This window comes from Leptolyngbya sp. FACHB-8 (assembly GCF_014695575.1).
In the GTDB taxonomy this organism is placed as follows: domain Bacteria; phylum Cyanobacteriota; class Cyanobacteriia; order Elainellales; family Elainellaceae; genus Vacuolonema.
In genome coordinates this window covers 85054-106945 of record NZ_JACJOO010000068.1, presented here as the reverse complement: position 1 = coordinate 106945, position 21892 = coordinate 85054, and the positions used below count along the sequence as shown (strand labels likewise).

Sequence of the window (21892 nt, the reverse complement as noted above, 5' to 3'; positions counted from 1 at the left end):
TTGTTGTGTGTGGTGGGCTTCGCCCACCACACACAACAAAAATGCACTAAACATAGCGGGCTTGTGTAAGACCTGGTTAATTGCGATCGCTATAACTAGAGGCCTGCAATCGGAACATTTCTGCATAAGTGCCGCCTTGGCGCATCAGTTCGTTGTGGCTGCCCATTTCGATGATGGTGCCATGTTCGAGGACGACAATGCGATCGGCCATACGAACCGTAGAGAAGCGGTGGCTGACCAGGAAGGTCATTTTTCCCTGAGTCAGTTGTTGGAAGCGTTCGAACAGGTCAAACTCAGCGATCGCGTCTAATGCTGCTGTAGGCTCATCCAGAATCAAAATCTGTGCTGGGGTCATGAAAGCTCGTGCCAGCCCAATCTTCTGCCACTGCCCACCAGAAAGTTCAGCACTTTCAGAAAAGGTTTTGCCGAGAATAGTTTGATAGCCAAATTCCAGGGCATCAATGACACCAGAGGCCCCAGCATTCTGAGCAGCTTCCTGGATGCGGTCCAGGTTCTCCCGTTGGGGAAGGTCACCAAAGCCAATATTGTCCTGCACGCTCAAGTTGTAGCGGGAAAAGTCTTGGAAGACGACCCCTACGTTGCGCCGTAAATCGCTTAGCTCAAACTCATGAAGGGGAATACCATCAATGGTAATTTCTCCCTGTTGAACGTCATAGAAACGGGTGAGAAGCTTCAACAGGGTCGTTTTCCCCGCTCCGTTGAGGCCTACTAAGGCAATGCTTTCGCCGGGGGCTACCGTCAAGTTAATGTCTCGCAAGGTCGGTTCTGGGGCACCGGGATAGGCAAATCCCACATTCCGCAACTCCAAACCCTTGCGCATGGGAGTTGGGAAGGGCTCAGGATGAGGTCGGTTAACGACCTGGGGTTCGAGGTTGAGAAATTCAAAATACTGCGAGACGTAAAGGTTGAATTCGTATACCAAAGCAATGTTGAAAAGAATGCCCTGGATTAGCCCTTGAGATTGCTGAAAGGCCCCCGTGTACATGGTCAAATCGCCCACTGTAATGTGCTGCCTCAGCGTGCCGATAATTACCCAGGCGTAGGCCCCATAAAAGCCCATAGAAGATACCAGACCCACACCAAAGCGTAGCCATGCCTGCTGGCTTGCCATTTCGGCGAGTTCCCGGTTAAAGCGATCGCGAATTTCCTGCCATTCGCCCAGCAAATAACCCCCCAGGTTAAAGAGCCGCACCTCTTTGACGAACTCCTGGGTTGTCAGCACTTTTTGCAAGTATTCAGCCATGCGCCCGCTCTGGGTTTGCCGCCGCATCAACCGAAAGCGCACCCCTGAGAAGCGAATGCCTACCCAGAGGGCCGGGAGGGCGCTGAGCAGCAGCAGAAATACGATCATCGGGTTGAAACTGAGCAGCAGAGTCAGCAAACCTGTAAAGGTCACGACTTGGCCCATGAGGCTGGTGAGTGTGCCCAACACCCTGACTGGATAGCTACTGCCGCTTTGCTGAGCACGGCTGAGAGTGTCGTAAAAATCGGGTAATTCGTAGTGGGCTAAATCGAGTTGAATGGCCTGTTGCAACAGGACGCGGTTGGCATAGAGGGTGAAGCGATCGCTCAACACCTGCGATAGGTAATTATTGGCCTGGGTAAACCCCCCCTGGGCCAGCATCAGCCCCAAACCTGCGGCAACCAACCAGAGGAGGGGCGTCCATTCAATGCCCGGTTGCGTCAGTTCGCCAATAACTCGGTCAACAATCAGCTTGTTCACGTAAAGCTGTCCAACGGGAATTAAAGCCAGAGCCAGGGTGACGATCAGGGTTAGGGTTAACGTGCCCGGGGTCGCTTCCCAGACTAGTTTGAGCAGCCGGGGCGTGTTTGCCACCATTTGCCAAAAACGAGTTTGATTCGTCTCAGTCGGTCGTTTACGTGCCACAGAAACCGTCGGGGGAATAGATGTCTTTTTCATTATGCTGATTACAGCGATCGCCCGTGGCATTACGGTAGAAGAAGCAGGCTGATGTGTTGATGCTAGATGTCGTGAATTGCATATACCGCTTCACCCATAATGCATAACCCACAGCTAACTGATGTGAGTCCTGAAGAACTTTGATTGGCTATTCATTAAGTTGATAGACAAGTAATACCGTTTTCACAGACGGCTGCACAAAAGAAAGACATTGAGTGTAGCCTCTCTCATTCTGTGTAACTTCATACATTCATATGAAGGTATTAGAAAAAACAGTGAAGGTCTTTATGTAAGCCTTCCTCATACAGAAGTTACATTTTTTGAAAAGAACTGAAAATTCATACATTTCTTCTGTCAGTCATACATGTAAACGGTTATGCCTTAGAAAAACTTGATGCATTACATGTATGGCAAGTCATTCAGGACTTACGTATTTGTGTTGTGGGTGGGGTGCTTCGCACCCCACCCACAACACAAATGCGTAAGTCCTGTCATTTTAGGTTTAGTTTCTCGAACAAGACTGACTTCATGGGAACGCTAATTCTTTCCAGAGGCTCCAAAGGAGTAATACAGCGTTTTTCGCTCGGGCGAGGTGCGACAGGTTGATGTAGAGCATAGACCTACATCTATCTCTCATATCTCACTCGGTTAGGAAGGGTTATAAGTAACTCTACTCAATTAAACACAAGACCCTACTTACTCGGTGTTTCGGTTTTATGGTTATTCAATCAATGTTGATATAAATTGTAGGAGTTAGATGTTTCGGGAGCTGCTTTCCGTCCTCAAGAATATAAATTCAGTCTTGATAGTCTGATCTTGAAAGTGTTTTTTAGAAGCGGGATTTCAGCTTAGTACTGCACGGCGAACATCAACCTATGTGTGGTGATGTGAGGTGCGAAGTGCCTCACATCACCACACATAGGCAAACTTAAACCGTCAAGTATCAGTCCGAATCTGGGCATAATAACTAAGTGAGGCACTGAAACTATCTTTCTATCGAACATGATGTTACTCATCTATAGAAGTATTTCCCATAGTTTTCAGGTGTAACATTGCCATGCCCAGGGCCCCCATTCCTGACAATGAACACGAGAGAATCGCGGCACTTTTGCAATATCAGATCCTAGACACGGAAGCGGAGGAGGCATTTGATGACTTGACTCAGCTGGCTTCTCGCATCTGTGGAGTACCCATTGCTCTCATTACGTTGATTGATCACGATCGCCAATGGTTTAAGTCCAAAGTTGGTTTAACGGTCAGCGAAACCAGTCGAGACTCTGCTTTTTGTGCCCACGCCATTATGCAACCCAACGACATAATGGTTGTGCCTGATCCACTTCAGGATCCTCGCTTTGCAGATAATCCTTTGGTGATGACGTACCCTAATATTCGGTTTTATGCAGGTGCCCCTCTGGTAACCCCTCAAGGTTTGCCCCTGGGAACCTTATGCGTGATCGATCGAGTGCCCCGGAACTTGACGGATGCACAATTGGAAGCACTGGAAGCCCTTTCTCGCCAGGTCATCAGCCAGCTAGAACTTCGGCATAGTATTAATCGTCTGGCCCAAGTCAACACAGAATTAGATCGAGCCACTCAACTTAAAGATGAATTCCTGGCCAACATGAGCCATGAACTTCGTTCTCCTCTCAATGCCATTCTCGGTATGTCTGAGAGTTTGCATGATGAAGTTTTTGGCCCATTAAACGAGCGCCAGAAAAAGATGATTTCAACGGTTGAGAGTAGTGGCAGGCATTTATTAGAATTGATTAATGACATTCTTGATCTATCTAAGATTGAGTCTGGAAAACTAGATTTAGAAATCAAAGATATTGATATTCGTCATCTCTGTGAAGACAGTCTAACTTTTATCAGACAGGTTGCTTCCAACAAACGGATTCGACTCTCTTTAGAGATATCGAATACATTAGAAACGTGCCAATTTGATGAGCGGAGGATGCGTCAGGTACTCATTAACCTTCTCAGCAATGCTGTCAAATTTACGCCGGATGGAGGCAATATTTGCTTAGAGGTGGCCGTCAAACAACCTGGTGAGATGCTGGAGGAGCGGAGTGGCGATCGCTTTCCTGCTTCAACTCCTTTTGTTTGCATTGCTGTCCGTGACAACGGAATTGGCATTTCCCGCGAAAACCAGGAGCGTCTTTTTCAACCGTTTATTCAGATCGATGGTAGTTTGAACCGGCAGTACCAGGGCACCGGGTTAGGATTGGCACTGTCTCAACGTATTGCAAATTTGCATGAAGGGTGGATTACCCTCAATAGTCGGGTTGGAGAGGGAAGTTGCTTTACAGTTTATCTACCCCAGCCTTATTTAGCGTTTGCTTCCCCTCGCCCAACCCCCGCATCACCTCAGGAATCTACGGCTATAAAGCCTTCAAAGCCATTGCCCTCCGGCCCTGAAAATTCCTCTCCTCTTATTCTCCTGGCCGAAGACAACGAAGCAAATCAGGAAACCTTGCTGGCCTATCTAGAAAATAAGGGGTATCAGGTGGTGTTGGCGCATGATGGGTATGAAGCGGTAGCGATCGCCCAGGCTCAAAATCCTGACCTGATTCTCATGGACATTCAAATGCCAGGTATTGATGGTCTGGAGGCAATCCGCCAAATTCGTGAGCATCCGCCTCTAAAGCATGTGCCAATCATTGCGCTCACGGCCTTGACGATGCCAGGCGATCGCGATCGCTGCCTTGAAGCAGGGGCTGACGAATACATCAGCAAACCTGTTCAACTAAAAGCCTTAGTAGCGATGATAGAAACTCTTTTAGGAGGGGGAGCAACTTGACGTTTCCTACACTTACAGCGCTTTGCGCTTGAATCAGCCACGGTTGTTTTTGTGAGAGCCGTGCTCCGCGCGGCTCTCACAAAAACAACCAAATTTTAAGCGTTTGGAAAGCGCTGTAGTTAGGAAATCTGCTCATACTTTTCCATTAGGGGATGCCTGGCCTAGATGATTATTCTGTGCTGGTGTTGGTGCTGCTTATAGCAACAGCAGTTCTCATTATGAGCTTCAAAGCCAAGATTGCGCGCCCGAGGGGCGCGCAATCTTGGCTTTGAAGCCCGAAAACCGCTTGCCGAAGGCAAGCGGTTTTCGGGCCTAATTCCATACTGAGAATTGCTGTTATAGCAACGTTAGAGCCTGGTGGATGAACATCCTTCCCAAATTATGTCGATCTGATTTTGAAATGGCGAATTATATTTCTCGCAAAAAGATCCCCGGTTTCTTGAAGAAACCGGGGATCTAATTTTCGCGTTACTTAGAAGCGATTACTCAATCCCTTCAATACGATCTTCCACTTCTTGATACAGTTCGCGGAGGCGATCGAGGTTCTCCTCGCTAGTTTCCCAATAACCGCGACCGTTGACCTCAAGCAGAGTGCCAACAATCTTGCGGAAGGAGTGGGGGTTGAGGTTGAGGAGGCGTTTCCGCATTTCCTCATCTTCGATGAAGGTGGTGTTCACATCTTCATAGACCCAGTTGTCTACTGCGCCAGCGGTGGCCGACCAACCCATCGTGTTCACCAGGCGCTTCGACACCTCGCGCACCCCTTCGTAGCCGTGGGACAGCATCCCCTCATACCACTTAGGATTCAGTAGTTTGGTACGAGCATCCAGACGGACAGTTTCTGACAGGGTCCGCACCTGAGCGTTGGCGGTGGTGGTGTCGGCAATGTAAGCGGTGGGCTGCTTACCATCGCCCCGTAGACGACCGACCAGCTTGGTGGGGTCAGAGTCGAAGTAGTGGGATACATCTGTCAGGGAGATTTCTGACGAATCCAGGTTTTGGAAGGTGACATCTACCGTCTTCAGCGCAGTCTCGAAGATTTCCTTCGATTCCACCATCACACCGGGGTTGTCGGAGTTGAAGGCAAAGCCCTTCCGTGCCAGGTACATATCCTGAAGCTCGGACTCGTTTTCCCAGGTGCTATTTTCCACCGCCAGGTTGACGTTGGAGGAGTAGGAACCGGAGGCGTTGGAGAAGACGCGAGTTGCAGCCTGGCGCACATCGATCTTCATCTCTTCCGCTTGCTTTAGAGCATGTTTACGGACGAAGTTCATCTCCAAAGGCTCGTCTGCTTCGGCAGCCATCTTGATGGCGCGATCGAGCAGGTTCATCTGGTTGATGAACAGGTCACGGAACACACCAGAGCAGTTCACCACTACGTCTACCCGGGGGCGACCCAGATCTTCCAGGGGAATCAGTTCCAACTTGTTTACCCGGCCCAGGGAATCGGGCACAGGACGCACACCCACCAGCCACATCACCTGAGCTAGAGATTCGCCGTAGGTCTTGATGTTATCGGTACCCCACAGCACGAAGGAAATAGTTTCGGGGTAATTACCACCGTTGTTTGCCATTTCCCTTGCCAGGAGCCGTTCCACGACCACCTGAGCAGACTGGACTGCCGCTGCGGTGGGAATGGATTGGGGATCCAGCGCGTGGATGTTCTTGCCCGTGGGCAGTACATCGGGGTTACGGATGGGGTCGCCACCGGGGCCGGGAAGGATGTATTCGCCTTCCAGACCCTTGAGCAGGGCACCCAGTTCGTTATCCGCGCAAACTTGTTGCAGGCAGAACTCCAGATACTCGAACAGGGGCTTCAGGTCGTCGTTGCTGACCTTGGGATAACCTGCTTCTGCGAGGGCTTCTACCCAGGGTTCCTTGCGACCAATGTTGAAGAAGTTGAGCTTGGTGATGAAGGAGACACGACCTTCGGCATCAGTCTGTTCCTTCACCATGGCGGCTACTGCTTTGCGAACGGCCTGGTTGATGTCGAACAGCAATTGCACATCGTCGAGGACGCCGCGATCGCTATTCCGATACACTTCATCCAGATCACGACCCAGGCTCTCCGCAATGATCCGCTGGAGGCTCTTGATATTGTCCTCGGGGCGATCCAGACCGGCGATGTTGACCAGGGTGGCGATCGCCTCCTCCGCACTTGGGGGTTTACCCACCACGTGCAGACCGCAAGGCAGCAGACGGGACTCAATCTCCATCAGCTTGATGTAGACCTTACCCACCAGAGTGTCACGAGCCTCTACTGATAACTCGACGCCTTCCTCCGGCAGCTCAATGTCCTTGTCGAGGTTCACCTGACGGCACTTCTCAACAATCGCATTGATAATCGAGGTGGCCCGACCGCCATCCTTCAAGGTCTGGTAAGAGCTGATCAGTTCGCTCAGTTCCTTCAGTCCCTTGTACAGGCCTGCGTTTTCAGCGGGAGGGGTGAGGTAGCTGATGGTTTCGGCGTAGCTCCGACGCTTGGCGATCGTCGCCTCAGACGGGTTGTTCGCCGCGTAGTAGTACAGGTTGGGGATATTCCCAATCAGGTTATCGGGGTAGCAGTCGCCCGACATCCCCATCTGCTTACCGGGCATAAATTCCAGAGAACCGTGGGTGCCAAAGTGCAGCACCGCGTCAGCTTTCCAAATTTGCTCCAGGTAGGTGTAGTAGGCGGCGAAGCCATGGTGGGGGCTGGCAGAACGGGAGAACAGCAGCCGCATCGGGTCGCCTTCGTAACCAAAGGTGGGCTGTACGCCGATGAACACGTTGCCGAACTGCTTCCCGAACACCAGCAGGTTTTGCCCATCAGTGTTGAGGTGTCCCGGAGGTGCTCCCCAGTTTTCTTCCAGACGCTTGGAATAAGGAGTCAGGGCTTCGTACTCGGGCACCGACATCCGGTAGGCCACATTCAGCTCGGGGCTGGCGTATTGAGCTTGAGCGTCGTGAATTACCGCTTCCATCAGAGCCATCGGAGAATCGGGCAGCTCTTCAACGGTGTAGCCGTTGTTCTGGAGGGCCTTCATCACTTCAAAGATGGAGCCGAATACATCCAAGTAAGCGGCGGTACCCACGTTCCCTTTGTCAGGAGGGAAGCTGAAAACGGTGATGGCAACTTTCTTATCGAGCTTGGGCTTGCGGCGCAGGTTAGCCCACTTCATGGCGCGCTGGGCGATCGCCTCAACCCGGTCTTGCAGTGCAATGGCTTTACCCGTTGCACCATCCCGACCCGACATGATGATGGGTTCGATCGCCCCATCCAGCTCAGGAATTGCGATCTGCAAGGCCACCTGAATGGGATGTAGGCCGAGGTCGCTATCCTGCCACTCTTCGGTTGTCTGGAATACCAGAGGTAGCGCCACCATATAGGGACGGTTCAGTCGTTTCAGGGAGTCGATCGCCTTGGGGTGATCCTGACGAGCGGGGCCACCGACCAGCGCAAAGCCTGTGAGGGACACCACCACATCCACCAGGGGATTGCCCGAAATGGGGTCGAAGAAATAAGCATCTACTGGCTTGGAGAAGTCTAGACCGCCTGCGAACACGGGGATTACCCGCGCACCCATGCATTCCAGCTCTTGTACCATCGCTACATAGTGGGCATCGTCTCCGGTGACCAGGTGCGTCCGTTGCAGCACCAGACCTACCGTAGGAGCCAGAGGATCTTTCAAATCATCCCCAATGTCTCGACGGGAGGTGTTCCAGTTCAAATACTCCTTCAGATCCTCATACATCTGAGGGGCTAGAGGATGCCAGATACCCATATCCGGGTAGGTGACAGGCTCCAGGTAATCAGCTGTGGGCTTAGGATTGGGAATTTCTGGCTTGACGTACTTGTCTACCAGCATCAGCAAGAAGTTTTCCAGGTTGTCGGAGGAGCCACCCAGCCAATATTGGAAGCTGAGCATGAAGTTCCGAGCATCCTGGGCCTTATCCATGGGCAGGTATTTCAGCACCTTGGGTAAGGTGTTGAGCAGCTTCAGCATGGCATCCTGGAAGCTACTGCCGGATTGCTCCTTGCGCTTCTTCATGAACTGGCCGATCGCACTCTTCGATTGGCCGAGCTGTGCCATGGAAAAGGTGCCCATCTTGTTCAGGCGCATCACCTGGGGCATGGAGGGGAAGACAACGGCAACGTCAAGGCGATCGCGCACGGGTTCTACCGCTGCAGTTACCTTCTCGGCTAGCTCTTCAATAAAGATCAGCGAAGCAATAAATACGTTGGCCTCAGCGACATCCTTCTTGAAAGCTTCGTAGTTCTCAGCACCACGGAGTTCTTCGAGGAGGTAGCCACTGATCTCAACGGCGATATTAGGGTTGTTTTGGTTAATGGATCGCACCGCCGCGGACAGCGCGCTCTGATATTGAGGTTCCAGAACGACGTAAACCACTTTGACAAGCGCACGGCCGTTCAGATCATCCGGGGCGATGTGGCGAATGGCGGGCTTGACGTTTGTGAACATTCAATAGGCTCCTTCTCAAAGCATCGGGAAAAACCCGGTCAGCCAGTAGTCAAACCAGACAAAGGGGGAATCCTTTTTAGATAGGTCCCTTTATCACTGGCCAAGACCCAGGCCGCCATCGGCAAAGATAAAAAGTGTTACAGATTAGTTTGTACCAGAAAACCCTTGCAAAATAACCTTTTCACCTGGCATCTGACACAAATTGATAAGAAAGGTGAGATGATAATTTACAAAACTTGACAAATTTGAAAGCATCTGCTCAAAATACTCTTAATATTTCGTGTGTTAGGCAGGCCTTTTGGGAGGTGGGTGATCTGAATTGTCCGTCTGCAAGCCTTTTGGCGTTTTCAAGTCTTTAGCTTGCCTCTGAAAAATTTCCTTATTTCTCTTTGCTTCCACTCGTAAAATCTATAGAATAAAATTTTCATTGTCTTCTATGTTTCTGGATTGAATTGAGTTAATCCTGAGTTCAATAGAGCTTAATTCTAATTACTGAAGTTAGATTTTAAGAGGTGGAACATGCTTGGCACACTCCACCTCTTTTTTAGATTTATTGAGATTGTTTGAGTCATTGAAACCCTAGAGATTGGCTTGAGAAGCTCTACGTTGTTGGCTCTCTGGCGGGAAGGTAGCTCTCGTAACCAAAAAGGTTGTCCTCCGCCTTGGGATGGGTTTATGGAGTTTCTGCTGGCTGAAAGATGTCATTATCAATTATGCCTTTTAAGGGGATTCTGTAGGCCTCGGCTTGAGCCTTAATCCTGCTAGAAGGACGGAAATAAATGACGTCTTTAGAGGCTGAAAGCATCTCTGGTTTGGATAATCTGGCCTCAGGGCTAAGAAGAAGAAACTGAGTCTGCTCCTTCAGCAAATAGCTGAGGGATATCAAATCTCCAAGATTTGTCCAGTCATTTCCTTCATCACTGATAACAAGGGGTTGGGGCAGAGCATTAATGTATTCTGCGATCGCTCCGTTGAAATAGCTCAAATCCTTATTCCACCAAGTATTAGCCTGCGAACTAACCAGGATTGAGGTGAGGCTGCCTACCAGTAACAGTCCGGCAATGCTATACCAGAGCGATCGCCGTATTCTGGCCCAGCTATCTGCTAGCCAAAATCCGACTGCCAACTGCACTCCAGGAAAACAGGGAATGAGATAGCGGCTCACAGTCGATCGCTTATTTCCTAACAGGAGATCGGGTAGCACCAATAGCAGAAAGGGAACGAGAATCATCACCAGAATAAAGAGCCAGATTTTGGAGGGCGATCGCCGCCACACCTCATAACACGACATCAGAATGAGCAAGACATAGGGAACCCGCAACCAGAAGGTGACGGGATTATTGAATCCAAAATCCAGATCAAAAAATAGGGCGGTAAAACTCAGAACCCAAAACTTGATGAGGGTCACGTAGCCGGGAAAAATGGCGGCCCAATCCGTTGTGGCCATGGCTCGACCAAAATTGCTCAGAATGACCCAGAGCCAGGGGGAAAAGAGCAAGGTCGCGGCGGCCATCGACAACAGGAAAGGGCGGAAGGGCGATCGCCCCTTTCTGGCGCCACTGCCCAAGGCGAAACGGGTGGGGGGCATTAACACCTGACGTGCCAGCACATAAAGCCCGTGGGCAATGAGGGTTAGCCCAAAGAAGGGATGGGTGTAGAGCCCTCCAACGGCAGTGCTTGTATACAAACCCCAGTGCCAAAAAGGCCGTTCGGGTAAGCGAAGTGCCCGTAGCAGAAACCAGCTGCTGAGGATGGTGAATAGGGTCAGCAAACTGTATTGCCTCGCTACTTGGGCAAACAGGATGTCAAACGGGGAGAGCGCCAGGAGTAGCGTTGTGAGCCAGGCTGCCAGGGGTGAGGAAAATAGCTCCAGGCTGAGCCAATACATGCCAGGTAGGGCCAGCAGGCTAAACAAAACCGCCAAACTTCGGGATGCAGCAATGGAACTGCCAAACATCTGCATCCACCAGCGCTGCATTAAAAAGTAGAGAGGAGGATGTTGCGGGTCTTCTATGGCAAGGGAGCGAATGGTGTCTTGAGATGAACTGCCGGGTTTGATGGCTTGATAGGCTAAGAGATCGGAGGGGTGGAGGAGGCGATCGCGAAATATCTCGTCTCCAATTTCATGACGCTGGTAGCCAGCAGCTCGTATGGAGGTATAAACCTCGTCGTGCCAGTAGAGTTTGCCATCTAGCCGATAGGTATGTAGAAAGACCGCCACCACCATGAGCGGCACGAGAGCCAGCATGGGAAAGGGGGCAGCGGCCTTGAGAAAGCTATTTTTCTGGAAAATGACGCGTTGGGGCATTAGCTTGCCTGGGCATCTCGCGCTCGTTTTAAAGTTTCTATAGTAGCGTCATGTTTTCCCTCGGCAGCCCAGATTAATGCCGTCCAATTGTTCTGATCACGAGCCCGGAGATCGGCTCCTTGATCGATGAGGAGTTGGGCGATCGCCGTCTGCCCCTGGGCCGCTGCGCTCATCAATGGGGTTAGACCAAATGCTGTCTTGCTGTTCACGTCAGCCCCCTGCTCTAATAGCAGGGAAACAATCTCCTCATGCCCGGCAGCCGCGGCGGCCATCAAAGCGGTCCAGCCGTCTTCATCCCCTGCATCCACAGCTGTTCCTTGAGCCAGTAGATCTTTGACAGTTACTAAGTTCCCAACTTCTGCGGCTTCTCGCAGCAACTCCTCAGGAGATGGGGTCGTGCCACTCACCATAGCTTTGATCGCTTACTTCAAACGTAATGAACATCCATAAGCTTACCGAGGAGCCGTACCACTGAACTAGTCTGGCAATATTCATAGCCATTCAGAGTACTACGGCACCGCAGGGATTTTACCGGTGTGATGTGAAGCACCCAATCGCTCTTTTTGTCCTAATCTGGATGGCTATAGCTCGTGGACGATCGCCCCATGCCCTCCTCTCCCATCGATATTCTCATCCTGTCCAATGGCCCTGGCGAGGTAACAACCTGGGTCAGACCAGTGGTGAAAGCTCTGCGAGAATCCCTGGGAAACGACCGTGCGCTATTTCGCATTTCCTTGGTACTATCCCCTTGCCCTAATGGGACGGGGAAGGAGGTGGCGATCGCCCAGACCTATCCTGAGATCGATCGAGTGCAGGGAGCTGAACACTTTTTCCCCTTTCTGCTGTGGGGAAAGACAGCGGAAGGCTGGGAGTGGGGCGATCGCGGGATTGTTCTCTTTCTGGGGGGCGACCAGATTTACCCTGTGATCATTGGCAAACGCCTGGGCTATCGCACGCTCATTTATGCCGAGTGGGAAGCCCGATGGTTGCGCTGGGTGGATCGGTTTGCGGTCATGTCTCCAACGGTCAAAGAGCGTTGTGCTGCCGAGTTTCAGGATAAGGTGGCCGTCGTGGGAGACTTAATGGCAGAGGCAGGGGCTCATGCTGGGGCTGCTCCTCCTCCTGATGGGCGACAGATTGGTTTGTTACCCGGTTCTAAAGCGGCAAAGTTGACCCAGGGAGTCCCGTTGATGTTGGCGATCGCCCGCCATCTACGCCAGGCTGACCCCACGTTGCGCTTTGTGCTGCCCGTTGCTCCCACGCTGGATCTGCCCACCTTAGCCCAGTTCGCAGATCCAGAGCAGAACCCGATCGCCCATTACTTTGGCGGACTGCGAGCCACCCTCGTCGAAGGCGAACCCCCATCTCTGATGACCGAGGATGGGCTGAAAATCGCATTACATCAAGAGTTTCCGGCCTATGATCTGTTTCGGCAATGCCAGCTGTGCCTGACCAGCGTTGGAGCCAACACAGCTGAATTGGGTTCCTTGGGTGTGCCGATGATCGTGCTGCTGCCAACGCAACAACTGGATGCCATGCGGGCGTGGGATGGTATTCCGGGCCTGTTGGCTAACCTGCCAGGTATGGGTTCTCTCTTTGCCCGCGTGATCAACGGGTGGTTTTTGCGAAAAAAGCGGCTGTTAGCGTGGCCTAATATTTGGGCCGGAGAAGAAATTGTACCGGAACGGATTGGCGAGTTAGACCCGGCGACACTGGCGAAGGATGTTTTGGATTTACTGGAGCATCCAGACATGTTGCAGGGCATGCGCGATCGCCTCCACAAGGCTCGTGGTGCTTCCGGTGCGGCTCGCAAAATTGCCGACATCGTGGAATCGATGCTGATTGAACTCGTCTAACCACATGATCGATACGGAACGCTCTGAAGGGCTCATTTTGAGTGTGCGCTCCGTGCATGCCAAAACAGGCGTTTTCAAGGGCTGCCTAACCCATGGCCCTCAAAAACGCCTGAGCCGAACTCAGGTTTACCTACATGAAATCTCTTTAAAAAAGAAAACCTCCCTCCCCTCAAAAGAGGGATCGGGAGATTAGAATCAGGGTGCATCTACCACTTCAGTTTTCTAGGGAAACCCTTCCTATCCGGAAGACTCTCGGCAGATTAACGCGAAAAATCCCAGAAGAATCTGGGCTGCCGTCCCATTTACCTTGCGGATCAGCGGTTTGAAAGATGTTGAAACGTTAACTTTTCGTACCTTGCGAGTACAGAAGATTAACCTTTGGCAGAAGGGTTGCAGAAAGATTCTAGTGAAGTGGTTTGACGATCTTTATTTCTCTACGGGAACTAATATATTTCGCCCCCTGTCCTGAGATGTAGTGATGGTGGGATCTATCCTGGTGAGGACGTTATCCTAGTGAGTAGGAGCGCCGTCTTATTTTTTTGGCATGAGTAGATTTTCCGGATCATGTCGGCCTCCCGGTGAAACCTGAGGGCACCCCCTGTTCTCAGACTTCACGCGGCTCTGCCCCCTTCATGCGCTACAGAGCAAACTAAGCGTTGAATTTGTCCAACGAGGAGAATACCGAAACCGTGACCCAGGAGTTTCACATTTCGGTCACCCCGGTCGGGAGTGATGAATATTTGGTGCGTACCGAACGGGTCGCGCCCGGTGTCCCCCTTGCCGAAGAACAGGTGGTGTGGACGGTGGATACCTGGCTGAGCCAGGCCCGTCAACTGATGAACAATCCGTTGCTGGAGTTGCTTCAGGGCAACGGTACCCGAGTCGGAGGCTTTGAGTTTCCCCGCAACAGTGGAGGGTCTGGTGATGACCTGCCTGTGCCTCCCTCCTTGATGGAATTAGGGCAAAACCTTTACAACAGTCTGTTTAAGGGCACCCTGCGAGATAGCTGGATGACGGCCCGTGGAATTGCGCAACATAAAGGGGAAATGCTGCGGTTGCGCCTGGGGTTAAAGGGGCCAAAACTGCCACGATTGCCCTGGGAAGTGCTGAATGGAGGCGATCGCGACGGTCTCGGCACCATGCGTCGTCCCATTGCTACCGGGACAGATGTCATCTTTTCGCGTTACACCCCCGGTATCGGCATGATGGGGGGCTATCTGCCACCGCTAGAACGAAATCAGCCCATTCGAATTTTGATGGCGATCGCCGCCCCTACGGATAAGGAGCAGCTAGAGCTGAAGCGGGAGGCGATGAACCTGCAACAGGAACTGGCCCATACCCGTTCCAACGGAGATACCCTCACACCCAACTTCGAACTAACCCTGTTGGAACAACCAGGGCGGGAAGAACTGACCCAGGCCCTAGAGCAGGGACAGTACCACATTCTGCACTATGCGGGGCACAGCAACCTGGGAGTTTCTGGCGGTAACCTATACCTGGTGAATCGTCGGACTGGGCTGACAGAAGTGCTGAGTGGCGACGACTTGGCGGGTCTGCTGGTGAACAATGGTATCCGCATGGTGGTGTTCAACTCCTGTCGGGGGGCCCATAGCGCCATTGGTAACTACACCAATGGGGAAGGTGATCTGAAAGATAATCGGGCTGAGCGTAACCTGGCGGAAGCCCTCGTAGGGCGTGGCATTCCAGCGGTGCTGGCGATGGCCGAGAAAATCCCTGATGATGTGGCGTTGACGCTAACCCGATTGTTCTATCGCAACTTAAAGCAGGGCTATCCTCTGGATCTGAGCCTGAGCCGCGCACGGCAGGGATTAATTTCCGCTTACAGTTCACACCAGTTCTACTGGGCGTTGCCAGTGCTATACCTACATCCTGAATGGGATGGGTATTTGGTGCCGGGGGAGCGCGATCGCCTTAATCCAGCAGATCGGCTACTACTGGCCCCGCATGTATACGACAGGCCCCCCGATCGCAGCGGCGATTCAGCGACGCCCCCGCCACCGCCGAGCAATCTGCCCGACCCAGACGATGAGCTGGAAATGATTTCGCGAGCGGTGCTGTTGGAGGATGACCTGCCCCCAGCGCAACCTACTTCACAGCCTGCCCCTGCTACCATCGAGCCATTGGATGACCTCGTTTACGAGGAAGCCAACGATATGGCGGATTTGCTGAAGCAGCTGACCCCCGATGCTGACGAAGCTCCGCTATCCGACGACTTCGATGAGGATTTGTTTGCTCCTGATCAGGAGCCTCATCAGACTCTCTATGACCCGCTGTCCGCAGAGCCTGAAGCGGAGGACGCAGAAGAAGCCCCTCTACTGCCCCTGATGCCGGAGGCGCGGCCCCTCAGTGCCCGCCCCCTGGATGCTGCGGAGCAGATGATTCAGGACAGCAGTTCGGCTTCCAGGTTAGCTCCTCGATGGCGATCGCCCTACCTCCTCCTACCCCTGGTGGGGGCTACAGCGATGGTCATTGGGCTGGGTGTTACCCATGTTTTGAATCGCGATCCGTCTCCTAATGATCTGCTGCCTCCAGCAGCGGTCAATTCGCCTGTGCCGACTATCGATCCTGCCAAGGTGGATTTGGCTAAAGCCACAACGGAGGATGTAACCCTGGTGGCTATGGATCGGTTCAGCAAGGGAGAGTTGGCAGCGGGAGGAGCGGCGATCGCTGAGCTGCTCAATCGCAATGCCGTCGAGCCGGCTAACACAGCTCTGCGGGTGCTCACGCCGGAGCAAATGGGTGATCCGGAGATGCTATTTTTGCGGGGGCGGGTAGCCTGGCAGGCGATCGCCCAGGGCAATACGGATTATTCCAATGATGATGTCCGTCGTTTTTGGGAAACGGCTGTTGAGAAGAAACCGGATTCCGCCCAGTACCGCAATGCTCTTGGTTTTGCCTACTACAAGGAAGGCAAGTTGACGGAGGCGGTGCAATCCTGGTGCCAAACCATTACCTTGATTCAGGATCCGGCAGCCTTTGTTGAGGATGCTTCGGTGCAGGACATGAAGTGCCCTATGCCCGATGGCCCGGTTAGCACCAATGCGGCCCTGTCTCCTTACGCGGGTATTTCGTTGGCCTTTCAAAAGGCCACCACGGTGCCTGAATTCGCAAATACGCCTGACCTGACGACGCGCGCTACGGATTTACACCAGCTCATTCTGCGCAGTAACCCTAAAGCCGATAACCCGACTACCCTGCCGGACGGTTGGCTGTGGACGACGGAGTTCATTCAGGAATGGCAGGCCCTTCGAGGTGCACCCACTCCTTAATAACCTCAATTAGAGATAAGCCCAAAAGCCCATTTTGTCGTGCGCAGAGCGCACGACAAAATGGGCTTTTTCGAGAGGCGCTTTGCGCCACGCCCGCTCCAGTGGTGTTTCGGGGGCAGCTTTACGGTTGGCTGCATCGCTTCTACAAAATCATGGCTCCCACTTTTTGCCTTCCCGTCGACGCTGAATATCCAACAGCTCGGCCAGACCTGGAGCCCATCGGTCTAGTTCCCGTAGGCGGCTGTTGTGAGGCACATCCAAAGAAGGGCGATCGGATGCAGAGACTTGGGAAGGCATTTCGGCTCCAGATTCCGGCTCTGCATCTAGAATCCCGTTGGATGGCACAGGTGGTATAAAGCGTTCAAGCCCGGTCGTTAGGGAGGTATTCAGCGGAGGGGCTTCGAGTTCTGTAGGGAGTGATTGGGCCAAAGCTTCCAGTCGTTGCAACCGTTGTCGGGTGATAGTGCGACTGCTCTGAAGTTTGGCAGACAGCGCTACACAGCCCATACCACAGCTGGCGGCTAGCAAGAGGAATAACCATAGGGGCGAGTCTTTCTCACTTCCAGCAGCATCTGTCGGTTTTCCCAGCCCAGTATTTGCCATCACTGGCGGCATCGGTGCCTCAGGGTCGTCATTGGCAATGGGATGCTCTGATATCTTAAGATGCACTGGTTGCGACAACTCCGGGTTCATGAGCCCAGACATAGCGATCGCCGCCATCACCAGCATTGACGTCCAAATTCCACTCCAAAACAGTAGCGGGTATTGCCGCCATAGCTGACCTAAAATTTCCCAAATCCCCAGCGAACGCGCTGCATCAGACCGGGAGGATGGTTCTTCCGGCGCGATCGCCTCTGACTCCAGCGGATCCCTGTCCATAGGTTTTAGAAACCATACAGGTGTGTTGACTCATTCTAAAAACATTCGAAAAACTTCGCTACTACGGATGAGAGCGGTCGATGTTAAGAATGCTTACACATCGGCTTCAAGAAGTACGGTGAAACCGTACTTCTTGAGCTACCGTTCCTCCAATGCTAACTGCACCAACCGATCCACCAGTTCGGCAAAGGGGACGCCTGAGGCTTCCCACAGGCGAGGATACATACTCGTGGCGGTGAAGCCGGGCATAGTGTTGATTTCGTTAATGTAGACCTCGCCTGTCGATTCAACATAGAAGAAGTCAACCCGAGCTAGGCCAGCGGCATCAACCGCGAGAAATGCCTCGATCGCCATCTCCTGAATCCGGCGGATCACATCCTCGGGCAGATCAGCTGGGATGATGAGGTCGGCTAGCCCCTCGGTATATTTCGTTTCGTAGTCGTAAAAGTCACTGCTGAAGGTGATTTCGCCAATAACGGAGGCTTTCGGATCGTCATTGCCCAAAACTGCACATTCGACTTCTCGAGGGCTGGGCAACCCGGCTTCAACAATAATGCGGCGATCGTAGCTGGCGGCATTGTCCAGCGCGGTTTCCAGCTCAGCCCGGGTACGAACTTTGGCTATACCAACCGAGGAACCAAGGTTAGCGGGCTTGACGAAGCAGGGATAGCCGAGTTCTGTTTCGACGCGATCGCACAACTTGGGAAATACGCAGGGGTTTGACCAGATCTGCCTGCGATTAATCGCTACATACTTCACCTGGGGCAACCCGGCCTGGGCAAAGGCCATTTTCATGGCAATTTTGTCCATCCCCAGAGCCGAGCCCAGAACTCCGGAGCCCACAAAGGGCACCTGCATCAGTTTCAGTAAGCCTTGAACGGTTCCATCTTCTCCATTAGGGCCGTGTAGTACCGGGAACCAGACATCTACAGCAGCGGCCTGGGCGGTCGATTGCCAGCGCTCCATGGCCTGAGCGGTTGTAGCTTGCAGGGCTCCTGCAGGTGTGGGGGTCTCGGGTTCAGCTTCGGCTTCGGCACTTAGCAGCGGTGGCACCCCAGCGGCGAGAACTTGTTGAGCGAGCTCACCACTTTGCCAACGACCATCCTTCTGGATGTAGATGGGGGTCAACTCATACTGGGTGGCGTTCTGTTGCAAACCTGCGGCGATCGCCTGGGCCGAACGTAACGATACTTCGTGCTCTCCGGAGCATCCACCAAATAATAGCCCGACACGCAATTTCGCCATCTTTACCTCCCACCACTGCGGCGATCGCAGCTAGCGTACCATATAGCGGTTTTCAACGAGGTGGATGGGATGTATTGCAGCAATTCTCATTTTGAATTGAAGCCTGAAAATAGCCCGCCGAAGGCGGGCTATTTTCAGGCTTCAAAGCCGAGAGTTCGCGCCCGTCGGGCGCGAACTCTCGGCTTTGAAGCTCATAATGAGAATTGCTGGATGCATTGCATCCCATTCACCTCAACAATGATGCGGTGATCGCCACATTTAACCTCATAGCGATTTTCAACGAAGTGTGAGGATGCAATGCATCCTCACACTTTAACGGTGATAAGGCGATCGGAACGTTTAACCTCTTTTCAACGAGGTGTGAGGCGGTGACGCTATCTAAGCCTCTTAGCGGTTTGCAACTTGGAGGCTTTAAACCACGCCCTGTTGCCGGAACCATGCCTGGAGCTTAGCCCAGCCATCTGTCGCCGCATCTTCTCGATAGGAGGGGCGGTAGTCGGAGTGGAAACCGTGCGGGGCGTCGGGATAGACAATGATCTCGGAGGAACCGTTTGCCTGGGCGATCGCGGCACGCATGGTTTCTACCGTCTCGATGGGGATGCCTTCATCCATGCCGCCATAGAGCCCAAGCACTGGGGCCTTGAGGTGAGGAGCCATTTGCACTGGAGTTGTGGGTTGCAAAGGCGTAGGATTGCCAACGAGGCGGCCATACCACGCCACGCCCGCTTTCAGTTTAGAGCTGTGGGCGGCGTAAAGCCAGACGGTTCGTCCTCCCCAGCAAAACCCGGTGATGCCGAGCTTGTCGGTATCAGCTTTGCCCGTACTGGCTGCCCACAGCACTGTTGCATCCAAATCGGACAGGACTTGAGTATCAGGCACCTGAGCCACAATAGGCCGAATTTCGTCAACGCTTGCCAGTTGAGAGACGTCGCCCTGGCGGTAGAAAAGTTCAGGGGCGATCGCCAAATACCCTAGCTTCGCAAAGCGGCGGCAAACATCTTGAATGTGTTCGTGAACGCCAAAGATCTCTTGCACCACCAGCACGACGGGCAGGTTTGTTCCGGAAGCGGGCATGGCATGATACGCCGGAATAAACCCGTCGGATACGGGAATTCTAACTTCGTCGGCTATTAGCCCCGTGGCATCGGTAGTAATGGTGGCGGCTGCAATCGGCCGCACCGCCATGGCAAACCCGGCGGCTAGTGTTCCTGCAAGTAGCTCTCGTCGTCCAAACAAACCCATGTTCATGACAGCTCTCCCGTGGATGGAATAATTACGTCGATCCAGGTCTGCTCTGACCGGCATATTAAGAAATATTAATGCTTTTGTTGGGAGGCTGAAATGCTCATCAATCCTCTGCTTGGTGAATAAACGTAGGACAGAACCTACAATTTGTTGGATGCAGAATACGCTACATCGAGCAAAAATGCCCCAGGTTATAGCAGGCCTCCGTCTGCTCTGAAGCGTTGGGCTGGCTAAGATGCCGCATCAGGTGCTTGTGCTCCAAGCAAAGTCGGTGGGCTCATGCACTCCCCTGGCATTCTTTTCGAAGCCGTGAAAATCAAAAAGGGCGCGACTTAGTCGTGCCCTTTTTATGATTCGTTTTTAGAACTGGGGCGCTAGGATTCGAACCTAGGAATGGCGGGACCAAAACCCGCTGCCTTACCGCTTGGCGACGCCCCATCGCGTTCACGTTTTACATATTAACAGGCTTAGCCGGAGGTTTGTCAAGAATTTTGAAAGAATATCAGCAATTATTATTCTGACTCAGGTTTGCGAGCTCTAGAAGTGCGACGGCACAAGGGCTCCTGCCCACCAACAAAGCCAGAGGGTGAGAGCACAGTAGCCCGATCGCACTTTTCTGAATTAGGAGCGCCGTCGATATTGCCGGGGTTCTAAGCGTTCCAGGGCACGACGGGCGATCGCATCGCGGGGATTGAGGTCAAGTGCTTCCCGATAGGCGGCAGCAGCCTCGGCGGTTCGGCCTACTGACACCCAGGCATCTCCCAGGTTGCGATAGGCCAGGGCATAGTCGGGATTGAGCTGAATCGCTCGTTGATAGGCCGCGATCGCCGCGCCCGATTGGCCCAACTCCAGTAAAGAAACCCCCAGGTTGGTATAAGCGATCGCCGGATTTTCTGGTCTCAGGGCGATGGCCTGTCGATGGGCCAGGACGGCTTCCTCCAATTGCCCCAGGCTCGCCAGGGCTACCCCCAAGTTGTCGTATACCTCGGCATACTCCGGTTCAAGCCGAATGGCCCGGCGGTATACGCCTACTGCATCAGCCGCTTGCCCATTTTGCCGAAGTGCAATACCTAAATTGTTGTAAGCACGGGCGTAGTTGCGATTCAACCGCACGGCTCTGCGAAGTAGCTGAATGGCTTCTTCAAGTTCACCTTGCCCTGTCAGGAGGCCACCCAAATTGTTGAGAGTAACAGCGTCATTTGGACTGAGCTCGATGGCCTGACGGTAGGTGGCGATCGCCTCTCCCGTCTGCCCTTGCTGTTCCAATACGTAGCCCAACCAGGCATAGGCGTACCCATTGTCAGGCTGTGCTTGTACTACCGCCTGCCAGAGCCGGGCGGCTTGAGGCAAATTTCCGGATTCATAGGCAGACTGAGCTCGTTCGACGAGGGTATTGGCAGATTGGGCGATCGCCGGTACCCCTGGCATGAGCACATGCAAACCTAGAGCCATAGAAAAAGCCCAGGAATAATTCCGATAATTCATGGCCGCTCTGATCTATCTCGAAACCAACAGGAGAACGTTCCCCATAGTATGCAGCATGATTTTCCCCATGTCGTTAGAGAAATTTTAGATAGACAACCCGGGGACGGGCGTAGGCAACATGTAGCACTCATCGTTCACCGACCCATGGTGGCCGTGGGATGAGATACGGTTCGCCCACTTCAATTCCACACCGCAATTGGCTTGTTAAAAGCCATACACCTCTAGAACACTACTCAACCTGAGTTCGAGTTCGGGACATTTTTGAGTGCCACGCACCCTGCGGCACTCAAAAACGTCGATTTTGTGTACGCGAAGCGCACGCAAATAGGCACTTCAGCTTATCTCGAACTGAGATGGCTCAGTGAACGACTATAGCGCT

12 protein-coding genes and 1 tRNA gene are annotated in these 21892 nt (G+C 52.9%); 3 read left to right on the top strand and 10 right to left on the bottom strand.

The genetic code is table 11. The features are described 5' to 3' along the window. Nucleotides 1–76: 76 nt before the first annotated feature. The gene (locus tag H6F91_RS18400; protein WP_347280060.1) at nt 77–1909 is read right to left on the bottom strand and encodes an ABC transporter ATP-binding protein; all 1833 of its coding nucleotides are present in this window, start codon (nt 1907–1909) and stop codon (nt 77–79) included. Further along, nucleotides 1899–2024, bottom strand: a complete 126-nt coding sequence (locus H6F91_RS28340; RefSeq protein WP_277874405.1) for a hypothetical protein — start codon at nt 2022–2024, stop codon at nt 1899–1901. Before H6F91_RS28340 ends, H6F91_RS18400 begins: the two co-directional genes overlap by 11 nt. 975 nt (nt 2025–2999) lie before the next feature. On the opposite strand from H6F91_RS28340, the gene H6F91_RS18395 reads away from it, so the two are divergent. Next, nucleotides 3000–4742, top strand: a complete 1743-nt coding sequence (locus H6F91_RS18395; RefSeq protein WP_190773315.1) for a hybrid sensor histidine kinase/response regulator — start codon at nt 3000–3002, stop codon at nt 4740–4742. A gap of 482 nt (nt 4743–5224) precedes the next feature. Here H6F91_RS18395 and H6F91_RS18390 read toward each other — a convergent pair whose 3' ends face one another. The 3 genes from H6F91_RS18390 to H6F91_RS18380 form a co-directional block, all read right to left on the bottom strand. Then, nucleotides 5225–9205, bottom strand: coding sequence for a magnesium chelatase subunit H (locus tag H6F91_RS18390; RefSeq protein ID WP_190773316.1), 3981 nt, complete (start codon nt 9203–9205; stop codon nt 5225–5227). 673 nt (nt 9206–9878) lie between these two features. After that, nucleotides 9879–11513: a glycosyltransferase family 39 protein gene (locus H6F91_RS18385; protein ID WP_190773317.1), complete on the bottom strand. Its 1635-nt coding sequence runs from the start codon at nt 11511–11513 to the stop codon at nt 9879–9881. Beyond that, complete coding sequence (locus tag H6F91_RS18380; RefSeq protein ID WP_190773318.1) at nt 11513–11923, bottom strand: ankyrin repeat domain-containing protein; 411 nt, start codon at nt 11921–11923, stop codon at nt 11513–11515. The genes H6F91_RS18385 and H6F91_RS18380 overlap by 1 nt, the downstream gene beginning before the upstream one ends. A gap of 195 nt (nt 11924–12118) precedes the next feature. On the opposite strand from H6F91_RS18380, the gene H6F91_RS18375 reads away from it, so the two are divergent. After that, nucleotides 12119–13369: a lipid-A-disaccharide synthase gene (locus H6F91_RS18375; protein WP_190773319.1), complete on the top strand. Its 1251-nt coding sequence runs from the start codon at nt 12119–12121 to the stop codon at nt 13367–13369. Between the two features lie 656 nt (nt 13370–14025). Next, complete coding sequence (locus tag H6F91_RS18370) at nt 14026–16659, top strand: CHAT domain-containing protein (RefSeq protein WP_199307908.1); 2634 nt, start codon at nt 14026–14028, stop codon at nt 16657–16659. A 150-nt stretch (nt 16660–16809) separates the two neighbouring features. On the opposite strand, the gene H6F91_RS18365 is transcribed toward H6F91_RS18370, so the two are convergent. From H6F91_RS18365 to H6F91_RS18345, 5 genes are all read right to left on the bottom strand, one after another. After that, nucleotides 16810–17538, bottom strand: coding sequence for a hypothetical protein (locus H6F91_RS18365; protein ID WP_190773320.1), 729 nt, complete (start codon nt 17536–17538; stop codon nt 16810–16812). A gap of 138 nt (nt 17539–17676) precedes the next feature. Then, on the bottom strand, nt 17677–18783 hold the full coding sequence (locus H6F91_RS18360; protein ID WP_190773321.1) for a D-alanine--D-alanine ligase family protein: 1107 nt from the start codon (nt 18781–18783) through the stop codon (nt 17677–17679). Nucleotides 18784–19194: 411 nt separating this feature from the next. After that, the gene (locus H6F91_RS18355; RefSeq protein ID WP_190773383.1) at nt 19195–20025 is read right to left on the bottom strand and encodes a dienelactone hydrolase family protein; all 831 of its coding nucleotides are present in this window, start codon (nt 20023–20025) and stop codon (nt 19195–19197) included. A gap of 369 nt (nt 20026–20394) precedes the next feature. Further along, nucleotides 20395–20466 (bottom strand) — tRNA-Gln (locus H6F91_RS18350). A 183-nt stretch (nt 20467–20649) separates the two neighbouring features. Beyond that, on the bottom strand, nt 20650–21513 hold the full coding sequence (locus H6F91_RS18345; RefSeq protein WP_190773322.1) for a tetratricopeptide repeat protein: 864 nt from the start codon (nt 21511–21513) through the stop codon (nt 20650–20652). Between the last annotated feature and the right edge of the window lie 379 nt (nt 21514–21892).